We start from the raw sequence: 21,344 nt of genomic DNA, 5'->3' as shown, positions 1-21,344 counted from the left end.
CACAAGTCCGTACACTCGGCTGGTGTCCGCCGAGGGGAGACGACCAGTGCGCCAGGGGAAATGGCCGCGGTACGCGGCACGTCCGTACGTCTGCGGCGCGATCGGCGCCTACGATCCCGCACGCCTCGACCGGTTGCGTGCCGCGGGCCCCGAGGTGCGTGCGGCGTACCGCACGGCGGACGCCGCGCTCTACGCCTCGGCGGCGCTGCGGCCGTACGCGGGGACGGCGCCGCGCCGCGAGAGCGGCTCTCCAGGCTTCGACGGCCCGGTGCACGGCGCACCTGGCGGTCCCGGTCATGGCGGCTCCGCGCATGGTTCACCCGGCGGTGACGGCGGCTCGGTGAACGGCTCGCCTCAGGCCGGGGTGCCGGGGTCGCCGGTGGCGTTCGCCTGGGCCGAGCGGGAACCTGACGCGGCGGGGCCGTGGCACGAGGTCGGCGAGCGGTGGGAGACCCCGGGGCTGATCGACCAAGGAGACGCGGTGGTGCTGCACACCGGCGCGTTCGGGTTGATCGACCTCTACTACCTGGCCGAGGGGGACGCGGTCTACTTCGCGGGGGCCATCGAGCCGCTGCTGGCGCTCGCGCCGCGGCCGTACGAGGTGGACTGGGACGCCTGGGCCGCGATTCTCAAGCTCACCTATCCCCTGCTGGACGCCACGCCGTACCGCGCGGTGCGGCGGCTGCCGGGCTCGGCGGCGCTGGTCTGGTCGCGGACGGAGCGGCGGGTCACCACCGACAAGCGCGCGCCGCGCTGGGTGCGCGACGAGCCGTTCGACCGCGGGATCACCGGCGCCGACATGGTGTCCCTGCTGCACGAGGCGCTGAAGCCGTTCGACGACCGGCCGCTGCTCGTGCCGGTGAGCGGCGGGTACGACTCGCGGCTGCTCGCCTCGGTGGCGGTGGCGCGGCGCATGGACGTCGAGTCGTGGACGACGAGCCCGGACGACGGGCTGGACAACGACCTGGACTTCGCGCGCTACATCACCCGCGAGCTCGGGCTCCGGCACCGGATCGTGCCGCAGGACGCGGCCGCGTACCCCGACGAGGCCCGGTGGGCCGCGCGCCGCCTTGAGTACCTGACCAGCCATCACGCCTGGTACTCCCCGTTCGCGCGCGAGGTGCACCAGGCGGGCCGCGCCGTGGTGGACGGGCTGGCCGGCGGGCCGCTGATGAAGAACTTCCTGATCACCGCGGACGCCGTCGGCGCCGGCACCACGCAGGGCCGAAAGGTAGCGCTACTGTCGGCGCTCGCGCTCGGCGAGCCGCACCTGCCGCCTCTGTCGGACGCGGCGGCGGCCTTCGTGGACGACCGCGTGACCGAGGCGTTCACGCAGGCCACCTCCATGCTGCGCGGCCACCGCGCCGAGTTGCCGCTGAGCGTGCTGCACACGCGTACGGCCCGTGGCATCGCGCGGTCCCCGGTGAACCTGGTCGGCCCCGAGGCGACCCCGGTGTTCCCTTTCCTGCATCCGGAGTTCTTCGACGCGGCGCTGTCGGTGCCGGTGGAGCGCAAGGAGGGTGGCCGCTTCTACCGCGAGATCCTGCGCGCCGCCGATCCGAGGGTCGCGGCGCTGCCGTCCACCAACGGGGCTCTGCCGCACCGGCGGGTGCCGCTGCGGTCCGGCGGGCCGGTGGCGCGCGAGTGGAACCACCGCATGCTGGTCGCGGCGGCGCGGGTGCCGGGGCTGTTGTCGGACCCGATGCGCGAGGTCGTGACGGAGGGACCCGACGCGCTGGCGGCTTTCGGGTCATGGAACGATAGGTTTTGGCTCCGCGGGCTGGTGGTTTTCGGTTCCTGGCTGACCGATTATGCGGACGTCCTTGGCGATCTCACCCCACCGTGGGTCGAGGCCGGATGAACCACCACGATTCACCCTCGAATCCGTGGCTTGAACAGGTAAGACACGCTCAGTGCCGGGGGCATTACGCAGGCATTCGAGGGAGTGCGCTCGATTACGTGGAAACCACGCCGAGTGACCCTGATTGATCGCATGCGAAGGTCCCTAATCGCCTGCTAGCGTTCCGCGAAACAGCGCCGTAATACGCGGGCACCGGCACATCCACCGGTAACGGCGGCGGGCGGGAGCCTCAGGGATGAGGGCACCGGCGGCGCGAGCCCATGACGTACCGCCCTACCCCCTTGTGAGCGATACCTATGAGTGCTTCCCCCTGCCCGGAAAACGTCTCCGAGGACTTCGTTTCCAGCGACCCCGAGTGGTACAAGCGTGCCGTCTTCTACGAGGTGCTGGTCCGAGGCTTCCGGGACTCCAACGGCGACGGAACCGGTGACCTGCGCGGACTCATCGAGAAGCTGGACTATCTGCAGTGGCTCGGCGTCGACTGCCTGTGGCTGCTGCCGCTGTACGAGAGCCCGCTGAAGGACGGCGGGTACGACATCTCGGACTACATGAAGATCCTCCAGGAGTTCGGCAACCTCGCCGACTTCGTGGAGCTGATCGAGCAGGCCCACAAGCGGGGCCTGCGCATCATCACCGACCTGGTGATGAACCACACCAGCGACCGCCACCCGTGGTTCGAGGCCTCCCGGCACGACCCGACCGGCCCGTACGGCGACTTCTACGTGTGGGCCGACGACCCGCACGGCTACCCGGCCGCGCCGATCATCTTCGTCGGCGCCGAGGAGTCCAACTGGACGTACGACCCGGTGCGCGGCCAGTACTACTGGCACCGGTTCTTCCACCACCAGCCGGATCTCAACTACGACAACCCGGCCGTGCAGGACGCCATGCTGGAGGTGCTGCGCTTCTGGCTGGACCTCGGCATCGACGGTTTCCGGCTGGACGCCGTGCCGTACCTGTTCGAGCGCGAAGGCACCGCCTGCTCCGGTCTGCCCGAGACGCACGCCTACCTCAAGCGCGTGCGGGCCGAGGTGGACCGGCTCTACCCCGACCGTGTGCTGCTCGCGGAGGCGAACGGCTGGCCCGAGGACGTCACCGAGTACTTCGGCGACCCGACGACCGGCGGCGACGAGTGCCACATGGCGTTCCACTTCCCGCTGATGCCGCGCATGTTCATGGCCGTGCGCCGCGAGTCACGGGTCCCCATCTCGGAGATCATGTCCCTGACCCCCAAGATCCCCGAGAAGGCGCAGTGGGGCATCTTCCTGCGCAACCACGACGAGCTCACCCTGGAGACCGTCACCGAGGAAGAGCGCGACTACATGCACGCCGAGTACGCCAAGGACCCGCGCATGCGGGCCTACCTCGGCATCCGGCGCCGCCTCGCGCCGCTGCTGGAGAACGACCGCGACCAGATCGAGCTGTTCACCGCGCTGCTGCTGTCCATGCCGGGTTCGCCGGTCATGTACTACGGCGACGAGATCGGCATGGGGGACAACATCTGGCTGGAGGACCGCGACTCGGTGCGCACCCCCATGCAGTGGACCCCGGACCGCAACGCCGGCTTCTCCAGCGCCGACCCCGGCCGCCTGTACCTCCCCGCCGTGATGGACCCCATCTACGGCTTCCAGTCCGTCAACGTCGAGGCGCAGACCAAGAACAGCTCGTCGCTGCTCCACTTCACCCGCAACATGCTGGCCGTACGCCGCCGCCACCCCGTCTTCGGCACCGGCGCCTACACCGAGCTGTGGTCCCCCAACCACCACGTGCTCGCGTTCCTCCGAGAGGAAGGCGACGACACCATGCTGTGCGTCAACAACCTCTCCCGCCACCCCCAGCCCGTGGAACTCGACCTCCGCCGCTTCACCGGCATGGTCCCCGTGGAATGCCGAGGCGAAGTCCCCTTCCCCGCCATAGGCGACCTCCCCTACCTCCTCACCCTCCCCGGCCACGGCTTCTACTGGTTCTCCCTGACCAACCGCTGACCACCATCCGCCGACCACCAATCACCGGCCACCCGGCCGCCGGCCGCACCACCCGGGCCGCACCACTCTCCCCGCCGCCACCGGCGCTGCTCCTCGGCGCCGACGCGGCGGGACGTGGTGCGGCGAAACCGGCGCCACCGCACGGCGGCCGGCCGGTCTCACCTAGGAGTGACAGGAACCCTGGCCCGGCCCGCGCGCCGGGCCGGGATCAAGGCGACGAGCAGGGATGCGCCGACCGCCGTCCCCATGGCGAGCAGCAGGGTCGCCGGGCCAGGCGCACGGCCGATACCCGCACCCATGCCGCTCGCGGCGCCTTGCAGGTCGATCAGTCCGGCCGACACGAGCGCACCGGCACCGGCGCCGACGGCCACGCCGAGCACGACCAGCAACCCCGTACCCGTGACCAGAGTCGCGGTGACCTGCCGTGGCGTGAGACCCATCGCCTTGAGCACAGCGAGGTCCTGTGCGTGGTCGCGCAACCCGAGCGCGCTCGCGGTCAGCAGGTTGGCGAGCCCGATCAGCGCGAGCACCACGACCAGTCCCACGATGATCACCCGGATCACCGCGAGCCGATCGGCGGGATTGACCACCTGCGAAGCCTCCAGCCCTTCCCCCTGCAACCGCGACCGCACCACAGAAGGATCGGCCCCTTCCCGCAGCACCAGCCCGTAGTACTGCGGCGGCAACGCGTCCTTGGGCGCCAGCGAGTCCAGCGGCACCGACAGCACCTCACCGTCCTGCTCGGGTTCAAGCACCCGGCCCACGATCCGCACGATCAACGGCGTGCCGCCGATGGTGAGCCGCACCCGGTCCCCCACCTGCACATGCAGCAGGTCGAGCAACCCCTGGCCGGCGACCGCCTCCCCCCGGTCCCGGAACAGCCGCCCCTCCACCACCGTGAACGGGTACGGATCCCCCACCGTCCCAAGGGCCCGGGCCCGCACCGTCCGCGTCTGCCCCGGCACCAGCGCGTCCACCTCGGTCCCCGGGAAGGCCGCCACGACATCGGGATCGGCCAGAGCCACCCGCTGCGCCTCCTCGGACGTCAGGCTCGCCGGCCGCACGATCACCGAAGCGGCCTGCCCCACCTGCTCGGGATGACCACGGAAGTCGTCGAGCGTGGCCCAGTACCCCAGTCCGATAGTGATCATCATCATCGGGATGGCCAGCCCGAACGCCGTGAAGAAGGCAGGCACCCGCCGCGTGAAGGCGTCCCGAGCACCAAGGACCAGCGCAGGCGGCAACCGCACCACGAACGCGAGCCGCGCCACCCGCGACAGGTGGCCGCTCGGCGGCGCGTGCACGGCAGGCAGCGGCGGCGTACGTCCACCGCGCCAGGCCGGCAGCCACACCGCGACCAGCACGACGGCGGCCGTGCCGAACGCGATGCCGAGCAGCGGCAGTGAGGACAGCGGCACCACCACGGTCTCCGCGAGCGCGTACACCGTGAGCAGCCGGCCGCACAGCACCCCGAGCACGATGCCGGCGACCCCGAGCGCGCCGTGCTCGATGACGAGCATGCGCACGACCTGCCGCCGGGTGAACCCCAGCGACTTGAGCGTGGCGATGTCTCGCCGCTGGGTCAGCACCCGGCCGCCGGTCGCGTTGGCGAGCGCGAGCACGGCGGCGACCAGCCCGGCCGCGCCGAACAGCGCGAGCAGCACGCCGAGCAGCCGGTTGTCCAGCTCCATCGACTGCTCGACCTCGCGCCAGGTGGACACCCGCTGCACCTGGCCGCCGAGCGTCGTGATGGCGCGCTGCACGACCAGCGACGTGGCGTCCTGGTCGGCGAGCCGCAGCCCGGTGACCGACTCGCTGCGGCCGAGTTTCGGCTCGACCTGGTCGAGCGTGCCGGCGAGCGTCCAGGCCAGGCCCGGCGTCCACTCGGGGTAGAAGCCCTGGTCACCGCTCTCGGCCAGCCCGGCGACGGTGAGCGCGTGGGTGGCGCCGTTGAGCCCGATGACGGTGAAGCGGTCACCGGCGCGCAGGCCGAGCGCGCGCGCGTAGGAGCGCTCGACCACCACGCCGGACGGCGCGCGCGGGTCGAGCCAGGAGCCTTCGCGCACCAGGGGACGGCCGACGGCGGGAAGCGTGGCGGACGACTCGCGCAGCGTCACCGGGGTCTTCTTGCCTCCCTGCACGAGGGTGGCGGGAGCGCTGCGGTACGGCCCGGCGATCTCGGTGACGCCGTCGAGGCCGCGCAGCACGGCGGGGTCGGGTGCGTCCCTGGTGTGGATCCAGACGTGCGCGCCGTTGCCGCGCGTGAACAGCCCGCGCCAGGGGTTGGTGCCGTCCTCCAGGAGAGTGGCGGCGGTGATGAGGGCCGCGACGATGCCGGCGACGGCGAGCACGGTGAGCAATGCCTGCGCGCGTCGCGCGCGCAGGTCGGCCCGCAGCCAGCGCACCTCGGCGGCGTTCACCGCCTCAGCCCCGCAGCTCGACCACGTCGCCGGGGCCGCCTTTGGTGCGGCGGCGCGGCAGGCCGATGGCGCCGTCGTCCACGATCTGGCCGTCGAGCAGGGTGACCACGCGGTCGGCGAGCCCGGCGACCCGCGCGTCGTGGGTGACGAGCACGATGGTCTGGCCCTGCCGGTGCACCTCGCCGAGCAGGCGTAGCACGTCACGCGTGTTGCGGCTGTCGAGGTTGCCGGTCGGCTCGTCGGCGAGCAGCACGCGGGGGTGGTTGGACAGCGCGCGGGCCAGTGCAACGCGCTGCTGCTCGCCACCGGACAGCCGCGAGGGTGCGACGTCGGCCTTGCCGGTGAGGCCGAGCTCGCCGAGCAGGTACTCGCGGCGCTCGCGCGCGTGCTTGGCGGTGGATCCGCCGAGCAGGGCCGGCAGCTCGACGTTGTCGGCGACGGTCATGTTGTCGACGAGGTTGAAGAACTGGAACACGAAGCCGATGTTGCGGCGGCGCAGCAGGGCCCAGCCGCTCTCCGACAGTGTGTCGGCGCGGGTGCCCTCGATCCAGATCTCGCCGCTGGTGCGGGTGTCGAGGCCGCCGAGCATGTGGACGAGTGTGGACTTCCCCGACCCCGACGGCCCCATGATCGCGACGAACTCGCCGGCCTCCACGGTGAGGTCGACCCCGCGGACGGCCGGCACGGGAAGCCCACCGGTCTGGTAGATCTTCACGAGGTTGACCGCGCGCACCGCAGGCGCCGCCGCGCTCATCGCGCGTCTCCCCCGACGCGCGTGTGAGCCGCCGCGCGCACCTGCCGTGCGCGTGCCGCACACGTCCGCGGTACGGCCACCGCGCGCGCCTGCCGTACGGCCACCGCGCGCCACGCGGTCCTGCTCTCGGCTCGCACGCCGCTCCCTCCCGCGCCGGCTCCCCGGCGCGTCTTTCTCAGGCGAGCTCCTCCTGGCAACGCTGCAACCAGTCGAGGTCGGCCTGCAGGTGCAGCATCGCACCTTCGATGAGGAGCTGCGCCGCGCGGTTCTCCTCGCCGGTGTTCTCGGCGAGTTCTACCAGATCTCGCATGAGGCCGAGGTAGTGACGGCGCTGCCTGTTGATGAGCGCCATGCGGTCGGCGATGCCGGTCATGGGGGCCAGGACGAGCTTCATGAAGAACTCGTCGCGCACCCGGGGGCCCTCGGTCGGGGAGTCGACCCACTCGTCGAGCGCCTCGCGGCCCTCGGCGGTGCAGTAGTAGACCTTCTTGTTCGGCCGGTTGGACTGCTCGACGTCGACGCCGCGCACCAGGCCGTCCTTCTCCAGGCGGCCGAGGGTGACGTAGATCTGGCCGATGTTCGGCGAGGGGTAGGCGTTACCGAATATTTGCTCTAGCGCTTGTTTCAGCTCATAGCCGTGGGCAGGTTCCTTGGCCAGGAGCGCCAGCAACTGGAGCCGCACCCCTCCACCCCCCTCGGGCCGCATGTTACCTGAGTGTTACGTGACGAGCCGTTGACGGCCACATTATCGCTATGCATAACATGCATGCACCTACATAACACGCATGTAACCCAAGAAATACCTGGAGGACACGTGCGCCTCATGGCCCCCCTGTTGCTGGCAGCCCTGCTGCTCGGCGGCTGCGCGGGGCTCGGCGAGCGTGACACGGCGGCCGGGGCCGGCGACGGCACCGGGCCGATGACGTTCGCGTCGGGACGCGACACCACCGGGTACATCCAGCCGCTCATCGACCGGTGGAACGAGAGCCATCCGGACCAGCGGGTCACCCTGCTGGAGCTCCCCGAGGCCGCCGACGAGCAGCGCGCGCAGATGGTCGCCAACCTCCAGGCCCGCAGCGACCGGTACGACATCCTCGGCCTCGACGTCGTGTGGACCGCCGAGTTCGCCGACGCCGGGTGGATCGTCCCGCTGGACCGCAGCATGTTCCCGCTCGGCAAGTTCCTCGCGCCGGTCGTCGAGACCGCCGTGTACCGCGACAAGCTGTACGCGGTGCCGTACACCAGCAACGCCGGGCTGCTCTACTACCGCAAGGACATCCTGGACCGCGAGCACCTCAAGCCGCCCACGACCTGGGCCGAGCTGCGCGACCAGGCCATGCGTCTCGGCAAGAAGTACAAGCTCGGCGGGTACGCCGGCCAGTTCCTGCCGTACGAGGGGCTGACCGTCAACTTCGCCGAGGCCGTGCAGTCCGCCGGGGGCCAGATCCTCAGCCCCGACGGCACCAAGGTCACCCTCGACCTGGACAAGGCCGCGACCGGCCTGTCCTTCCTGACCGGCGGGGTGCGTGAGGGCTGGATCCCCGAGGACTCGCTCTCCTTCAAGGAGGAGGAGTCACGGCTGGCCTTCCAGCGCGGCGAGCTGCTGTTCGCGCGCAACTGGCCGCACGCCTACGGGCCCGCGACGCGCTCGGCCATCGCCGGGAAGTTCGCGGTCACCCGCCTGCCCGGCCGGTCCGGGCCGGGTTCGAGCACGCTCGGCGGCAACAACCTGGCCATCAGCGCCTACTCCAAGCACCAGAAGTCGGCACTTGAGTTCATCCGGTACTTCACCGGGCTGGACAACGAGCGGCGCGTGCTCACCGAGGGCTCGTTCCCGCCGGTGTGGTCGGAGTTGTACGACGACCCGGCGCTCATCAAGCGCTATCCCTATCTGCCGGTGCTCAAGCAGAGCATCATGACCGCCAGGCAACGACCGGCCACCGCGAAGTACGACCAGGTGAGCCTCGTGATCTCGAGCGCCGTCTCCGACGCGCTCAACTTCAGGAAACCGGCGGACGAGACCGTCGCCGACCTGAGACAGCAACTCGGCGAGATCATTCGCACCCCCTAGATCGTCGGGGCGACCCCCCGTCTCTCATCCCATTTCTCACATTCCATCCCAGTTCCCATATTCGGTTAATCGGGGCCTGCACCAGGAGGTATGACCATGCGTGTAAGGACGACGGCCGTCGTGGCCGGGCTCATGCTCGCCGCGACCGCGTGCGGCGGTGGCGGCGAGCCCGCCGCCGGCGACCCGTCCGCGAGCGCCAGCGCACCCGCCGCCAAGTCGCTCGAAGGCACCACCATCGAGATCGCCGCCAAGTGGACCGGTGACGAGCAGGCGAACTTCGAGAAGGTCCTCGCCGCGTTCACCGAGAAGACCGGTGCCAAGGTGACCTACGCCTCCACCGGTGAGGACACCGGCGCGTACCTCGGCCCCCGCATCCAGGGCGGCAACCCGCCGGACGTCGCGGTGCTCCCCCAGCCGGGCCTCGTGCAGCAGTACGCCGACCAGAAGGCGCTCAAGCCGCTGTCGTCGGAGGTGCAGGCGCAGATCGACCAGAACTACACCCCGTACTGGAAGGAGCTCGGCTCGGCCGACGGCCAGGTGTACGGCGTGCTGGTGAAGGCCGCGCACAAGTCGCTGGTCTGGTACCGCGCACCGGCCTTCGAGGACGCCGGCGCGCAGCCCGCCGCCACCTGGGACGAGCTGATCGCCACCGCGCAGACGCTGGCCGACTCCGGCACCGCGCCGTTCGCGCTGTGCGGCGCCTCCGGCTGGACGCTCACCGACCTGTTCGAGAACATCTACCTGTCCTCGGCGGGCCCGGAGAACTACGACAAGCTGTCCAAGCACGAGATCCCGTGGACCGACCCGTCGGTGGCCACGGCGCTGGAGAAGATGGCGCAGATCTTCGGCAAGAAGGAGTTCATGCTCGGCGGCTCGTCCGGCGCGCTGCAGACCGACTTCCCGACCTGTGTGACCCAGGTGTACGGCCAGAAGAAGGCCGCCATGGTGATCGAGGCCGACTTCGTGGCCGCGTCGGTCGGCCAGTCCGGCGCCAAGGTCGGCGAGGACGCCAAGATCATGCCGTTCCCGAAGGCCGGCGACACCGAGCCGGTCGTGCTCGGCGGTGACGTCGCGGTGGCGCTGAAGGACTCCCCCGGCGCGATGGCGCTGCTGGAGTACCTGGCCTCCGCCGAAGGCGGCTCGGTGTGGGCCAAGCAGCCCGGCTACCTGTCGCCGAACCGCAACGTCTCGCCGGACAACTACCCCGACCCGCTGACCAAGGAGCTCGCGCAGACCATCATCTCCGCGGGTGAGGCCGTCCGGTACGACATGTCGGACCTGGCGCCGAGCGCGTTCGGCGGCACCGACGGCAAGGGCGAGTGGAAGCAGCTCCAGGACTTCCTGCGCAAGCCGACCGACATCAAGGGTGCGCAGGAGAAGCTCGAGGCCGACGCGGCCAAGGCCTGGAAAAAGTAGGGGGCGACGGCCGTGACCGAACGGTTGGACGGCCCGCAGGCTCCGGCCGGCGACGGTGACGTCGCCGGCGGGGCCTCCCCCGGAGCTCCACCGGCACGCGGGTTCGGACGCTCAGGCAACCTCGGACCCTCACCGAAGATCGCGTTGTTCTTCCTCCTCCCGGCGTTCGTGCTGCTCGGCGCCTGGGTGGTGTACCCGATCATCTACTCGATCTTCCGCAGCCTGTACGACGCCAACGGCGACGCCTTCGTCGGCCTCGGCAACTACGGATCGATCTTCACCGACTCCGGCATGCTCACCACGATCAGGAACAACCTGATCTGGGTCGTGGTGGCGCCGAGCCTCGTCACGGCGCTCGGCCTGCTGTTCGCCGTGCTGACCGAGCGCATCCGCTGGGCCTCGGCGTTCAAGCTGATCGTCTTCATGCCGATGGCGGTGTCGCTGCTCGCCTCCGGTGTCATCTTCCGCCTGGTGTACGAGCAGGACCCCGACCGGGGTGTCGCCAACGCCGTCATCACCTCGGTGCACGACGTCTTCCTGCCGAGCAGCGGCTACCCCGGTGCGCGGCCACGGGAGAACGACGCCGCGCCTGCGGTGGTGGACAACGGCGCGGTCGTGACCCGGCAGCCCGTCGAGGCGGGGAAGCCGGTGGACATCCCGCTGGTCGGCCTGAAGCCGGACGCCGTGCCGAAGGACGCCGCCGCCGCCAAGCAGGCCCCGGCCGCACCGGGTGAGGTCACCGGCACGGTGTGGCTGGACTTCGTGCCAGGCGGCGGGACCGTCAACAAGATGGACCCCAAGGAGAAGGGCCTGCCGGGTGTCACGGTGGAGGCGGTGTCCGGCGGCGCGGTGCGCGCCACCACCGAGACCGCGCCGGACGGCACGTTCAGGTTCACCGGGCTGCCGGCGGGCTCGTACGAGGTGCGGCTGCCGTCGTCCAACTTCTCCGAGGCGTTCAACGGTGTGACGTGGCTCGGTCCCGCGCTGATCACCCCGGCCATCATCGGGGCCTTCATCTGGGTCTGGGCCGGGTTCGCCATGGTGCTGATCGCGGCGGGGCTGTCGGCCATCCCGCGTGACGCGCTGGAGGCCGCGCGCATCGACGGCGCCACCGAGTGGCAGGTGTTCCGGCGGATCACCATCCCGCTGCTGTCCCCGGTGCTGCTCGTCGTGCTCGTGACGATGATCATCAACACGCTCAAGGTGTTCGACCTGGTCTTCGTCATCGCGCCTGGCTCGGTGCAGCCGAACGCCAACGTCATCGCGCTGGAGATGTGGCGGGTGTCGTTCGGCGGCGGCGGCAACCAGGGGCTCGGCAGCGCGCTGGCGATCTTCCTGCTGGTCCTGGTGCTGCCGTTCATGGCGCTCAACATCCGGCGGTTCCGTAGGGAGCAGACATGACCACGATGACCGCCACCCGGCCCGACTCCGGCGCCGCAGGCGCGGTGCGGCGCGGCGCGCTCGGCAGGGTCGTGGACCGGCTCGGCGGCGGCGTCGTGCAGGTCGTGCTGATCGTGCTGGCGCTGTTCTGGCTGGTGCCGACGCTCGGGCTGCTCGTCGTGTCGCTGCGTGGCGACGCCGACAACAACTCCACCGGCTGGTGGACGATCCTCACCAAGCCGGCGCAGCTCACGCTGGAGAACTACTCCAACATCCTGGCCAGCGGTTTCACCGCTTCTTTCTGGAACACCGTGGCGATCACGGTGCCGGCGACCGTCCTGGTCATCGGCATCGCCGCCATGGCGGGGTACGCGTTCGCGTGGATGGAGTTCCCCGGACGTGACGCGTTGTTCCTGGTCGTGGTGGCGCTGCTGGTGGTGCCGATCCAGATCGCGCTGATCCCCATCGCCAAGCTGTACGGCACGCTCGGGATCTTCGGCTCCATCCCCGGCGTGGTGCTGTTCCACGTGGCGTTCGGGTTGCCGTTCGCCATCTTCCTGCTGCGCAACTTCTTCACCGGCATTCCGCGCGAGCTGCTCGAAGCGGCGCGCATGGACGGCGCGAGCGAGTGGAAGATCTTCGCGACGGTGGTGTTCCCGCTGGCCAAGCCGGCCATCGCCTCGCTCGGGATCTTCCAGTTCCTGTGGGTGTGGAACGACCTGCTGGTGGCCCTGGTGTTCGCCGACAGCGACGCGCAGCCGATGACCAAGGCACTTCAGTCACAGATGCGGCAGTTCGGAACCAACGTCGACATCCTCGCGCCAGGTGCGTTTCTGTCGCTGATCATCCCGTTGGTGCTGTTCTTCGCCTTCCAGCGCTACTTCGTCCAGGGTCTGCTCGCGGGCTCGGTGAAGTAGCACCTCAGACCGGGTGCCCGTCTCGCGGGGGCAGGCGGGTACCCGGCTCAGGCGTTCGTGCTCGGCTGTCGGAGCGCGCGGCTAAGATCCCGGCATGACCGGACGTCCATTACACGAAGTAGTCGAACCAGGGTGGGCCACCGCTCTGGCACCCGTCGCAGAGCGCATCGCCGCGCTCGGCGACTTCCTGCGTCAGGAGATCGCCGACGGCCGGCGCTACCTCCCGGCGGGTGAACACGTGCTGCGGGCTTTCCAGCAGCCGTTCGACCAGGTCCGGGTGCTCATCGTCGGCCAGGACCCCTACCCGACGCCTGGCCACCCCGTGGGGCTCAGCTTCTCCGTCGCACCGGACGTACGGCCGCTTCCCGGAAGTCTGGTGAACATCTTCAAGGAGCTGAACACCGACCTCGGGCTGCCGAAGCCGTCCAACGGCGACCTCACGCCGTGGGCCGAGCAAGGCGTCCTGCTGCTCAACCGCGTGCTGACCGTCGCACCCGGCAAGCCCGCGTCCCACCGGGGCAAGGGGTGGGAGGAGGTCACCGAGCAGGCCATTCACGCGCTCGTGGCCCGTGGCACGCCGATGGTCGCCATCCTGTGGGGCCGGGACGCGCGGTCGCTGAAGCCGATGCTCAAGCAGGTGCCGTGCGTGGAGTCGGCGCACCCGTCGCCGCTGTCCGCGCGCAACGGGTTCTTCGGCAGCAGGCCGTTCAGCAGGGCCAACGCGCTGCTGGAGGAGCAGGGGGCCGCGCCGGTCGAGTGGAAGCTACCCTGACGCACCGCGTCGCGGCGGTCACCTTTATCATCCGAATGATGCGGTGACCGCCGGGGTAGTGCCCGTTCGACCGGAAAATGCGTGGACGAGGAGTTCGTCGTGGCCCACGAGCGTGCCGGAACGCCGGCGCAGCCATCCGACCTGGTGGACGTACCCCGTCTGGTGACGGCGTACTACGCGCTGCACCCCGACCCCGCCGCACCCGGTGAGCGGGTCGCGTTCGGCACCTCGGGCCACCGGGGGTCGTCGCTCAGGACGGCCTTCAACGAGGACCACATCCTCGCCACCAGCCAGGCCATCTGCGAGTACCGCACGCGGCAGGGGGTGGACGGGCCGCTGTTCCTCGGGGTGGACACCCACGCGCTGTCGGAGCCCGCGCGGGTCACCGCGCTCGAAGTGTTCGCGGCCAACGACGTGACCGTCCTCGTCGACTCGCGCGACGGCTACACGCCGACCCCCGCCGTGTCACACGCCATCCTCACCTACAACCAGGGCCGCACCACCGGGCTCGCGGACGGCGTCGTCATCACGCCGTCGCACAACCCGCCGGGGGACGGCGGGTACAAGTACAACCCGCCGAACGGCGGGCCCGCCGAGACCGGGGCCACCTCCTGGATCCAGGACCGCGCCAACGAGCTGATCGCCGACGGCCTCAAGGAGGTCAGGCGCGTGCCGTACGCGCGCGCGATCGCCGCCGAGACCACCGGCAGGTACGACTTCCTCGGTCACTACGTCGACGATCTGCCGTCGGTGCTCGACCTGGACGCCGTGCGCGACGCCGGGGTGCGCGTCGGCGCCGACCCGCTCGGCGGGGCCAGTGTGGCGTACTGGGGGGCCATCGCCGAGCGGCACCGGCTGGACCTCACCGTGGTCAACCCCGTGGTGGACCCCACGTGGCGGTTCATGACGCTCGACTGGGACGGCAAGATCCGCATGGACTGCTCGTCGCCGCACGCGATGGCGTCCCTGATCGCCGGCCGCGAGGCGTTCCAGGTGTCCACCGGCAACGACGCCGACGCCGACCGGCACGGCGTCGTCACCCCCGACGGGGGGCTGATGAACCCCAACCACTACCTGGCCGTCGCCATCTCCTACCTGTGGGCCCACCGGCCCGAGTGGCCCGCAGGCGCGCAGGTCGGCAAGACCATGGTGAGCAGCTCGATGATCGACCGGGTGGCCGCCGACCTCGGCCGTGACCTGTACGAGGTCCCGGTCGGTTTCAAGTGGTTCGTCCCCGGCCTGCTCGACGGCACCCTCGGCTTCGGCGGCGAGGAGAGCGCAGGCGCGTCGTTCCTGCGCCGCGACGGCTCGGTGTGGACCACCGACAAGGACGGCATCATCCTCGCGCTCCTGGCGTCGGAGATCATCGCCGTCACCGGTTCCACCCCGTCCGAGCTGTACCGCGACCTCACGTCCCGCTTCGGCGACCCCGCCTACGCGCGCGTGGACGCACCGGCCACCCGCGAGCAGAAAGCGGCCCTGGCCCGCCTCTCCCCCGATGACGTGACCGCCACCACCCTCGCCGGCGACCGCATCACCGCCGTCCAGGTCGCGGCCCCCGGCAACGAGGCGGCCCTCGGCGGCATCAAGGTGAGCACCGAGTCCGCCTGGTTCGCCGCGCGGCCCTCCGGCACCGAGGACGTCTACAAGATCTACGCCGAGTCCTTCCAGGGCCCCGGCCACCTCACCCGGGTGCAGCAGGAGGCCCGCTCCTTGGTGACGGCGACACTCGGCTCCGCATGATCCGGCCAGCCGTGGTCCCGGGGCTGTGGACCCCCGGGACCACGGTCAGGCGCCGCACGGCGGCATGGTCACCAGTTGCACGTGGAGTCGGGGACCTGGGTGACGTACTGGCTGTCGGCGGTGACCCAGCCGGCGGCGGCGTACGGGGTGACGATCTGCGCGCTGTACCGGCCGTTGGACACGCCGAAACTCTTGAACAGCCGGCCGTTCGGCAGCGAGTACGGCGGGTTCGTCGCGGTGCCGGTGGAGTAGGCGAACCACCGCACGTCCTGCGCGATGACCCTTCGGCAGTTCCAGGCGGTGGCGTTCGCGGGAGCCGCGGCGGGTAACAGCGCACCCACCAGCGCCGCTCCCACGGCTGTCAGCATGGCTTTGCGGCCGATGGTCACTCGCATGAGAAGTCCTCTCCGCTGGTTGCGTGTCGCGTGAACTCTCCCCCAGCAAAGATGGACATCACGGATATGTCCGGAAGATGACAGCGCGTGGATCCGACCTGTGGTCACTCCGAGCGGTCACCCAGATGGCGCTCCAAGGACTCGACCTTGGACGTCATGGCGCCGGTGACCCCGGGACGCACGTCCGCCTTGAGCACCAGGCTCACTCTCGGGGCCACCTCGGCCACCGCGTCGACGGCTCGCCTGACGACGTCCATCACCTCGTCCCACTCGCCTTCGAGGGTGGTGAACATGGCGTCGGTGCGGTTCGGCAGGCCGCTGTCGCGCACGACACGCACGGCGCGGGCCACGGGTTCGGCGACGTCCACACCGGTGCCGAGCGGGGTGACGGAGAAGGCTACGATCATGCGTCCATTGTCCCGGGGTCGATCGGAGCGGGGTAACCGGGGATCGGCGGGCTCGCCTTCCACGGCTCGTGGATCAGCGGGGCGGGGACGTCCGCCAGCTCCGGCACGTACCTGCGTACGTACTCACCCTCCGGGTCAAGCTTCCTCCCCTGCCGCACGGGGTTCAGGACACGGTTCGGCCGGGTGTCGTTCCCCGTTCCGGCGACCCACTGCCAGTTCCCCCAGTTGTTGGCGAAGTCGGCGTCGAGCAGCAGGTCCATGAAGTGGTCGCCGCCTTCACGCCAGTGGATCCTCAAGTGCTTGGTCAGGTACGACCCCACGATCAGCCGTGCCCTGTTATGCATCCACCCCTCGGCGCGCAGCTGCCGCATGCCGGCGTCCACCACGGGGATCCCCGTCATGCCTGCCTTCCAGGCCGCCAGGGCCTCCGGGTCGTCCCGCCACCGGACGTCCCTGCTCCGGTAGTCGCGCCGCGACAGGTCACCGAACGCGTACACCACCTGGTGGTGGAAGTCGCGCCAGCACAACTGCCTGACGAACGGTTCGGCCCCCGGCCGGCCCGCCGCCTGCGTCACCACGTCGTTCGGGGACACACACCCGAAGTGCAGGTAGGGGCTCAGCATCGACGTCCGGTCCTCCGACAGGTCGTCGTGGCCCTCGTCGTAGTCGGCCAGGCACAGCTTGAGCCACAGATCCAGCCGCCTGCGGCCCGCCGACTCCCCGCCGGGGATGTTCCCGTACGCCTTCGGCCGCGCCGGCACCTCTCCCGGAGGCAGCCCGTCCGGGGTCCGCACCTCCCACGGCGGCGCGAGCACCTCACGCCGCGCGCAGGCCGTCCAGGCCCGCCAGTACGGCGTGAACACGCGGTAGTGGTCTCCGGTCCCCGGCCGCACGTCCCCCGCCGGCACCACCGTCACCCCGGGGAACACCCGGAACCCCATGCGCCGCCCCTCGCACGCCTCGGCCAGCCGCCGTTCCCTGCGGCGTCCGTACGGCGTCACGTCCCCGCTGACCCACACCGCCTCGGCCCGCGCCTGCTCCGCCACCCGCATGGCCTCGTCCACCGGGTCCCCCTGCCGCAGCAGGAGCTCGCCTCCGAGGTCGCGCAGGCTCTCCCGGAGATCGCTCAGCGCCTCGGACAGGAACCGGCCGCGCTGCCGCGGCCGTATTCCCTGGTCCACCACGAACAACGGCACCACGAACCGCGCCTGCGCGCATGCCTCGGCCAGCGCCGGATGGTCGTGCACCCGCAGATCCCGGTTGAACAACACCACGACGGTCTCCACACCTACTCTTTCGCCGTGTCACCCTCCCCCGGTTGCACCTTCGCAGAGCCCGGCCGGGCCACGGTCAGGTGAGAGTGGCGAGGATCTTGGTCACCGCGTCGGGGAGGGACTCGGCATGGGTGACGCCTGGCGGCAGGTCGGCGACCGGCCAGCCGTAGCCGCCGGTGATGACCCGGGTCGGCGGCCGCAGGACGGGAAGGTCCGCGAGGGGGGCCGGGTCGCCGGTCTCCTCCCGCTCCGACCAGATGAACACGGCCGCCGGAGCGAGGCGGCGGATGGCCGCGGCCAGCGACGGGTACGGGGTGCGGGGTCCGAGCAGCCGTGTCTCCAGGCGATGGGCCGTGGTGAGCGTGGCCGCGAGCGCGTAGAGCGGAAGCGTGTGCTGCTCCTCGTCCGCGCAGGTGAGCAGGATGACGCGCGGATGCGCCGGGTCGGCGGGGCGGCCGGTGAGGGGGGTGAGGGCCGCCAGGAGGCGTTCGGAGAACAGGTGCTCGATGTGGATGTCGGCCCCGGTGGCCTGCTGGCGGCGGACGATCGAGGCGAAGGTGGGCCGGACCAGGTGGTCCCATGTCCAGGGGACGCCGTGGGAGGAGAGCGCCGCTTCCAGCGTACGGCTGACGGTGACGGCGTCGAGATTGAGCGCGGCCCGCGTGAGGATGGTGACGGCCGACGGCCCGGGCCGGGGAACGGGCCGGCCCGGCCCCACGGGGACTTCCGGCTCCTCGACGGCGACGGCGCCGGGTTGACCGGACTGCCGCTGGACGGCCCCGGCGCCGAGAGCCGCCTGGGCCGCCTCGGCAGGTGGAAGACCGGCCTTGATGAGTCGGTTCATCTCCTCCAGACGGCGCAGGTCGGCGTCGCCGTAGCGGCGGTGGCCGCCGGGGCTGCGGTGACTCGGGCCGATGCCGTAGCGCAGGTTCCAGGTGCGCAGCGTGGGTGCGGGCACACCGAGCCGGCGGGCCACCGCGCCGATGCCGTAACTGGGGCCGCTGCTTGAGTCGTCCTCCGGTCGGGTGCCGGAGGACGGTTCGCCTCTGTGATCGATCATGTGAACCGCGCCTTGGTCTGCTGTACCGCCGGAGTAAACCTTGCCAGGTGCAGACCGTCACCCGTGCCTGGTCCGGCACGACCGAGGTCTCCTTCTCGTCACTTCGAGCGGAGTGCCTTCCCCGGACGCAGCCACCGTGACTCCCACCTGGATCACCGCACAGCGGCGCCGGATTCACCGCGCGCCGTCCCACCGCGCCGGCGCCGATCAAGCGGACCCGAGACGAAGGGGGATTCCGGCCGTCGCGCATGTCCCAGCAAGCCGAGACCCACCTCGGCCGGCCCACTACGGCACCGGATCCACCACACCCCTCCCACCGCGCCGGCGCCGGTCGAGCGGAGACCCACCGGATCGGCGTGCGACGGGGCCGAATTCGCCACACACCCTTGCGACCGCGTCGGTGCCGGTCGTCGGGGCTGCCGCGGGTGGGGGGCTGTTTTTGCGTTTGCTTGGTTGCGGGGGGTGGGGTGGGTCGACTATGAATAGGTTTTGAGTAAGTTTGTGACGCGAGGGACATGTCATGGCGGAGACACTGGAACATCGTCTGGCTCAGGGGCACGAGGACGCGCTCGCCGAGTGCTATCGGACGCATGCGTCCCTGGTCGGCGGTTATCTGCGGAAGCTTGTGCCGCCGCAGGACGTCGAGGACGTGCGGCAGGTCGTCTTCTCAGAGGTCTGGCGGTCGGCGCACCGTTACGATCCGACGCGGAGCCTGGAGGCGTGGCTGCTCGGGATCGCCAGGAAGCGTGCGATCGACCATCTCAGGGCTCGTTCCCACACGACCGTGCCGCTGGACGCGGTGGCGGACCCGGCGGGTGCCGACGGCCGGGACGCGGCGGACACCTTGGGGCATCGCGATCAGCTGACGCGTGCTCTGGCCGTCCTTCCCGCTCCCCAGCGAGAGGCCATCGAGCTCGCGTACTACGGCGAACTCACCCAGCGCGAGATAGCCGTCCACCTCAATGTCCCCCTCGGTACCGTGAAAGCCAGAACCTCCCGTGGGCTCCAGCGCCTCTCGGCTCTTCTGACGCGCCACGCCGCCTGACCCCGCCTCACACCGGCCGGCGCGGAAATCCTCCGAGGCCGTGCACCCGACGCGATCCCACCGGCGCGCGAATACCCTTCCCGGCCGGCGAGCTCCGTTTTCACGATCTTCCCGCCTCGTGGTATTCGATTTCGGCATCGAAATCGCCGCCGACGGATATACACGGTATGCCGCGCAGGCGTATTTTGGTGACCAGGGGTGTATACCGGGTCACCCAGGGGAGATCCATGATCCGATCGGAATGGCCGGGGGGCCTTGATTCCTGTCGCTGGCCGCACGGCAGTCTCATGGCCGCGATTTCCGTCACCGAGCGCCGCGCGCTTCTCGCCGCGGCATTCCCGCGGAGATTCGAGCGCGGGACCGTATTCATACGCGTCGGCGAGCCCGCGAAAGAGGCCTACGTCGTCGTCTCCGGTTATGTGAAGGTCATGGCCGGGAACCCCGAGGGGAACACCGCGCTTCTGGCGATCCGCACGGCGGGGGACATGGTCGGCGAGTTCGCCGTCCTGGACGGCGGACCGCGGTCGGCGACCGTGCAGGCCGCCGGTCAGGTCGTCGTCGCGGCGATACCGGCCGACGTGCTGCATGACTTCCTCGCCGATCACCCGGGAACCGCTCGCGCGGTACAGAACGGCGTCACCGCGAAGATGCGTGAGTCGATCCGCCACCGTGCCGACCTGAACGGCGTGCCGGTGAACCTGCGCCTGGCCAGGGTGCTCCACAAGCTCGCCGGATGTTACGGCCGCGACGACGCCGAAGGGCTCGTGCTGGCCGTCCCGCTCAGTCAGGCCGATCTCGCCGCGCTCGTCGGAGCCACCGAGCAGAGCATCAGGCGTGGCCTCGCGGCTCTCCGCGAGCAGGGTGTGATCACCGCTCGTTACCGGCGGCTCATCGTGAAGGACATGTTCCGGCTCCAGACCCTGGTAGACACCGGGCCCGAGCCGCCGCTCCACGAAAGGATCACAAGGTGAACGCCTTGCCGCCGGGACGGCGCCGGATCTGCCTGGCGCTCGACATCGAGAAGTACAGCTCCAGAGGAAACGTCGCGCACATCGCGCTCCAGGAACGGCTCGTCGCCATCGTGAAGGAGGCGATGGCGCACGCGCAGGTCCCCTGGGTGATGAACGACGTACAGGACCAGGGGGACGGTCTTCTCGTCATCCAGCCACCGGGGGTGGACGAGCCCCGTGTCGTCCCCGGCCTGGTCAACGGGTTGTGCTGGGCCGTCGGCCGGGCCAACTCGCACGTGCTGAGCAGCCGCCGCCTGAGGTTGCGGGTGGCGCTGTCGGTCGGCATCGTCCATCGCGCCGCCGCCGGATACGTCGGCGACGCGGTGATCGGCGTTTCCCGGCTGCTCGACTCGGTGGTCCTGCGTGACACGTTGAGCGCCAACCCCGGTCACGACATCGCGCTGATCGTCGCGGACGACCTGTATCACGACGTGATCGCGCACGGCTATCCCGGTCTCGACCCCGCCGCGTTCACCAAGGTCCACATCGAGATCCCCGCCAAGGGGTTCACGGCGGACGCGTGGACGCATCTTCCCCGCCTCGACCACGCGGGGATGGCGGCGACCGGCCCACGGGAGACGTCACGCGGCCATCTGGCCAGGGACGTGGCCATGGGTGCGGCCGTCGTCGCCATCTCCACGGGTCTCACGAGCATCTTCACCGCGGCCCTCGACGCGGCCGACCACACTTCCGGGTACGACACCGCCGGATCGCCGTACGACGGGAGCACCGAGGGGGCCGACACCGGCCACGGCCTGGACGACGGCCACGCCACGGACATGGCGGACGCGGACGGCTGACCGCCGGCCCGGACCTGGCCCGGACCTGGCCGGA

At 70.5% G+C, this 21,344-nt stretch carries 18 protein-coding genes; 11 read left to right on the top strand and 7 right to left on the bottom strand.

Features of this window, described 5'->3' with window-relative positions:
• The first annotated feature begins 46 nt into the window (after positions 1 to 46).
• Positions 47 to 1,861 (top strand): asparagine synthetase B family protein, encoded by a 1,815-nt coding sequence (locus BJ992_RS08250; protein ID WP_184979320.1) that lies wholly within the window; start codon positions 47 to 49, stop codon positions 1,859 to 1,861.
• A gap of 296 nt (positions 1,862 to 2,157) precedes the next feature.
• Entirely contained in the window at positions 2,158 to 3,846 is a 1,689-nt protein-coding gene (treS, locus tag BJ992_RS08245; RefSeq protein ID WP_184979319.1) for a maltose alpha-D-glucosyltransferase, read from the top strand.
• A gap of 158 nt (positions 3,847 to 4,004) precedes the next feature.
• On the opposite strand, the gene BJ992_RS08240 is transcribed toward treS, so the two are convergent.
• The 3 genes from BJ992_RS08240 to BJ992_RS08230 form a co-directional block, all read right to left on the bottom strand.
• A complete protein-coding gene (locus BJ992_RS08240; protein WP_184979318.1) occupies positions 4,005 to 6,266 on the bottom strand; it encodes an FtsX-like permease family protein in 2,262 nt (753 codons plus the stop codon).
• Between the two features lie 4 nt (positions 6,267 to 6,270).
• Entirely contained in the window at positions 6,271 to 7,020 is a 750-nt protein-coding gene (locus BJ992_RS08235) for an ABC transporter ATP-binding protein (RefSeq protein ID WP_184979317.1), read from the bottom strand.
• A gap of 175 nt (positions 7,021 to 7,195) precedes the next feature.
• The gene (locus BJ992_RS08230) at positions 7,196 to 7,726 is read right to left on the bottom strand and encodes a PadR family transcriptional regulator (protein WP_221474729.1); all 531 of its coding nucleotides are present in this window, start codon (positions 7,724 to 7,726) and stop codon (positions 7,196 to 7,198) included.
• Positions 7,727 to 7,843: 117 nt separating this feature from the next.
• Between BJ992_RS08230 and BJ992_RS08225 the strand changes: the two genes are divergently transcribed.
• From BJ992_RS08225 to pgm, 6 genes are all read left to right on the top strand, one after another.
• Positions 7,844 to 9,091 (top strand): ABC transporter substrate-binding protein, encoded by a 1,248-nt coding sequence (locus tag BJ992_RS08225; RefSeq protein ID WP_184979316.1) that lies wholly within the window; start codon positions 7,844 to 7,846, stop codon positions 9,089 to 9,091.
• Positions 9,092 to 9,187: 96 nt separating this feature from the next.
• Positions 9,188 to 10,507: an ABC transporter substrate-binding protein gene (locus BJ992_RS08220; RefSeq protein ID WP_184979315.1), complete on the top strand. Its 1,320-nt coding sequence runs from the start codon at positions 9,188 to 9,190 to the stop codon at positions 10,505 to 10,507.
• Positions 10,508 to 10,519: 12 nt separating this feature from the next.
• Complete coding sequence (locus BJ992_RS08215; RefSeq protein ID WP_184979314.1) at positions 10,520 to 11,908, top strand: ABC transporter permease subunit; 1,389 nt, start codon at positions 10,520 to 10,522, stop codon at positions 11,906 to 11,908.
• Positions 11,905 to 12,804 (top strand): carbohydrate ABC transporter permease, encoded by a 900-nt coding sequence (locus BJ992_RS08210; protein WP_184979313.1) that lies wholly within the window; start codon positions 11,905 to 11,907, stop codon positions 12,802 to 12,804. The genes BJ992_RS08215 and BJ992_RS08210 overlap by 4 nt, the downstream gene beginning before the upstream one ends.
• 94 nt (positions 12,805 to 12,898) lie before the next feature.
• Positions 12,899 to 13,576, top strand: a complete 678-nt coding sequence (locus BJ992_RS08205) for a uracil-DNA glycosylase (protein ID WP_184979312.1) — start codon at positions 12,899 to 12,901, stop codon at positions 13,574 to 13,576.
• An 81-nt stretch (positions 13,577 to 13,657) separates the two neighbouring features.
• Positions 13,658 to 15,319 carry a phosphoglucomutase (alpha-D-glucose-1,6-bisphosphate-dependent) gene (gene pgm, locus BJ992_RS08200; RefSeq protein WP_343072555.1) on the top strand — a complete coding sequence of 554 codons (1,662 nt, stop codon included), beginning with the start codon at positions 13,658 to 13,660 and terminating at the stop codon, positions 15,317 to 15,319.
• 68 nt (positions 15,320 to 15,387) lie between these two features.
• On the opposite strand, the gene BJ992_RS08195 is transcribed toward pgm, so the two are convergent.
• The 4 genes from BJ992_RS08195 to BJ992_RS08180 form a co-directional block, all read right to left on the bottom strand.
• On the bottom strand, positions 15,388 to 15,714 hold the full coding sequence (locus BJ992_RS08195; RefSeq protein ID WP_184979311.1) for a hypothetical protein: 327 nt from the start codon (positions 15,712 to 15,714) through the stop codon (positions 15,388 to 15,390).
• A gap of 104 nt (positions 15,715 to 15,818) precedes the next feature.
• Entirely contained in the window at positions 15,819 to 16,121 is a 303-nt protein-coding gene (locus tag BJ992_RS08190) for an MTH1187 family thiamine-binding protein (RefSeq protein ID WP_184979310.1), read from the bottom strand.
• Positions 16,118 to 17,407 (bottom strand): FAD-binding domain-containing protein, encoded by a 1,290-nt coding sequence (locus tag BJ992_RS08185; RefSeq protein ID WP_184979309.1) that lies wholly within the window; start codon positions 17,405 to 17,407, stop codon positions 16,118 to 16,120. The genes BJ992_RS08190 and BJ992_RS08185 overlap by 4 nt, the downstream gene beginning before the upstream one ends.
• A gap of 64 nt (positions 17,408 to 17,471) precedes the next feature.
• A complete protein-coding gene (locus BJ992_RS08180) occupies positions 17,472 to 18,455 on the bottom strand; it encodes a MerR family transcriptional regulator (protein WP_184979308.1) in 984 nt (327 codons plus the stop codon).
• A gap of 520 nt (positions 18,456 to 18,975) precedes the next feature.
• Between BJ992_RS08180 and BJ992_RS08175 the strand changes: the two genes are divergently transcribed.
• From BJ992_RS08175 to BJ992_RS08165, 3 genes are all read left to right on the top strand, one after another.
• Positions 18,976 to 19,500: an RNA polymerase sigma factor gene (locus tag BJ992_RS08175; protein ID WP_184979307.1), complete on the top strand. Its 525-nt coding sequence runs from the start codon at positions 18,976 to 18,978 to the stop codon at positions 19,498 to 19,500.
• Positions 19,501 to 19,787: 287 nt separating this feature from the next.
• Complete coding sequence (locus BJ992_RS08170) at positions 19,788 to 20,471, top strand: Crp/Fnr family transcriptional regulator (RefSeq protein ID WP_184979306.1); 684 nt, start codon at positions 19,788 to 19,790, stop codon at positions 20,469 to 20,471.
• Positions 20,468 to 21,310, top strand: coding sequence for a hypothetical protein (locus BJ992_RS08165; protein WP_184979305.1), 843 nt, complete (start codon positions 20,468 to 20,470; stop codon positions 21,308 to 21,310). Before BJ992_RS08170 ends, BJ992_RS08165 begins: the two co-directional genes overlap by 4 nt.
• Positions 21,311 to 21,344: the final 34 nt, after the last annotated feature.

Origin of the sequence: Sphaerisporangium rubeum (genome assembly GCF_014207705.1) — a bacterium.
GTDB classification, from domain to species: Bacteria; Actinomycetota; Actinomycetes; order Streptosporangiales; family Streptosporangiaceae; genus Sphaerisporangium; species Sphaerisporangium rubeum.
The sequence above is the reverse complement of the archived record's forward strand: the minus strand, read 5'-3'. Positions and strand labels throughout refer to the sequence as shown.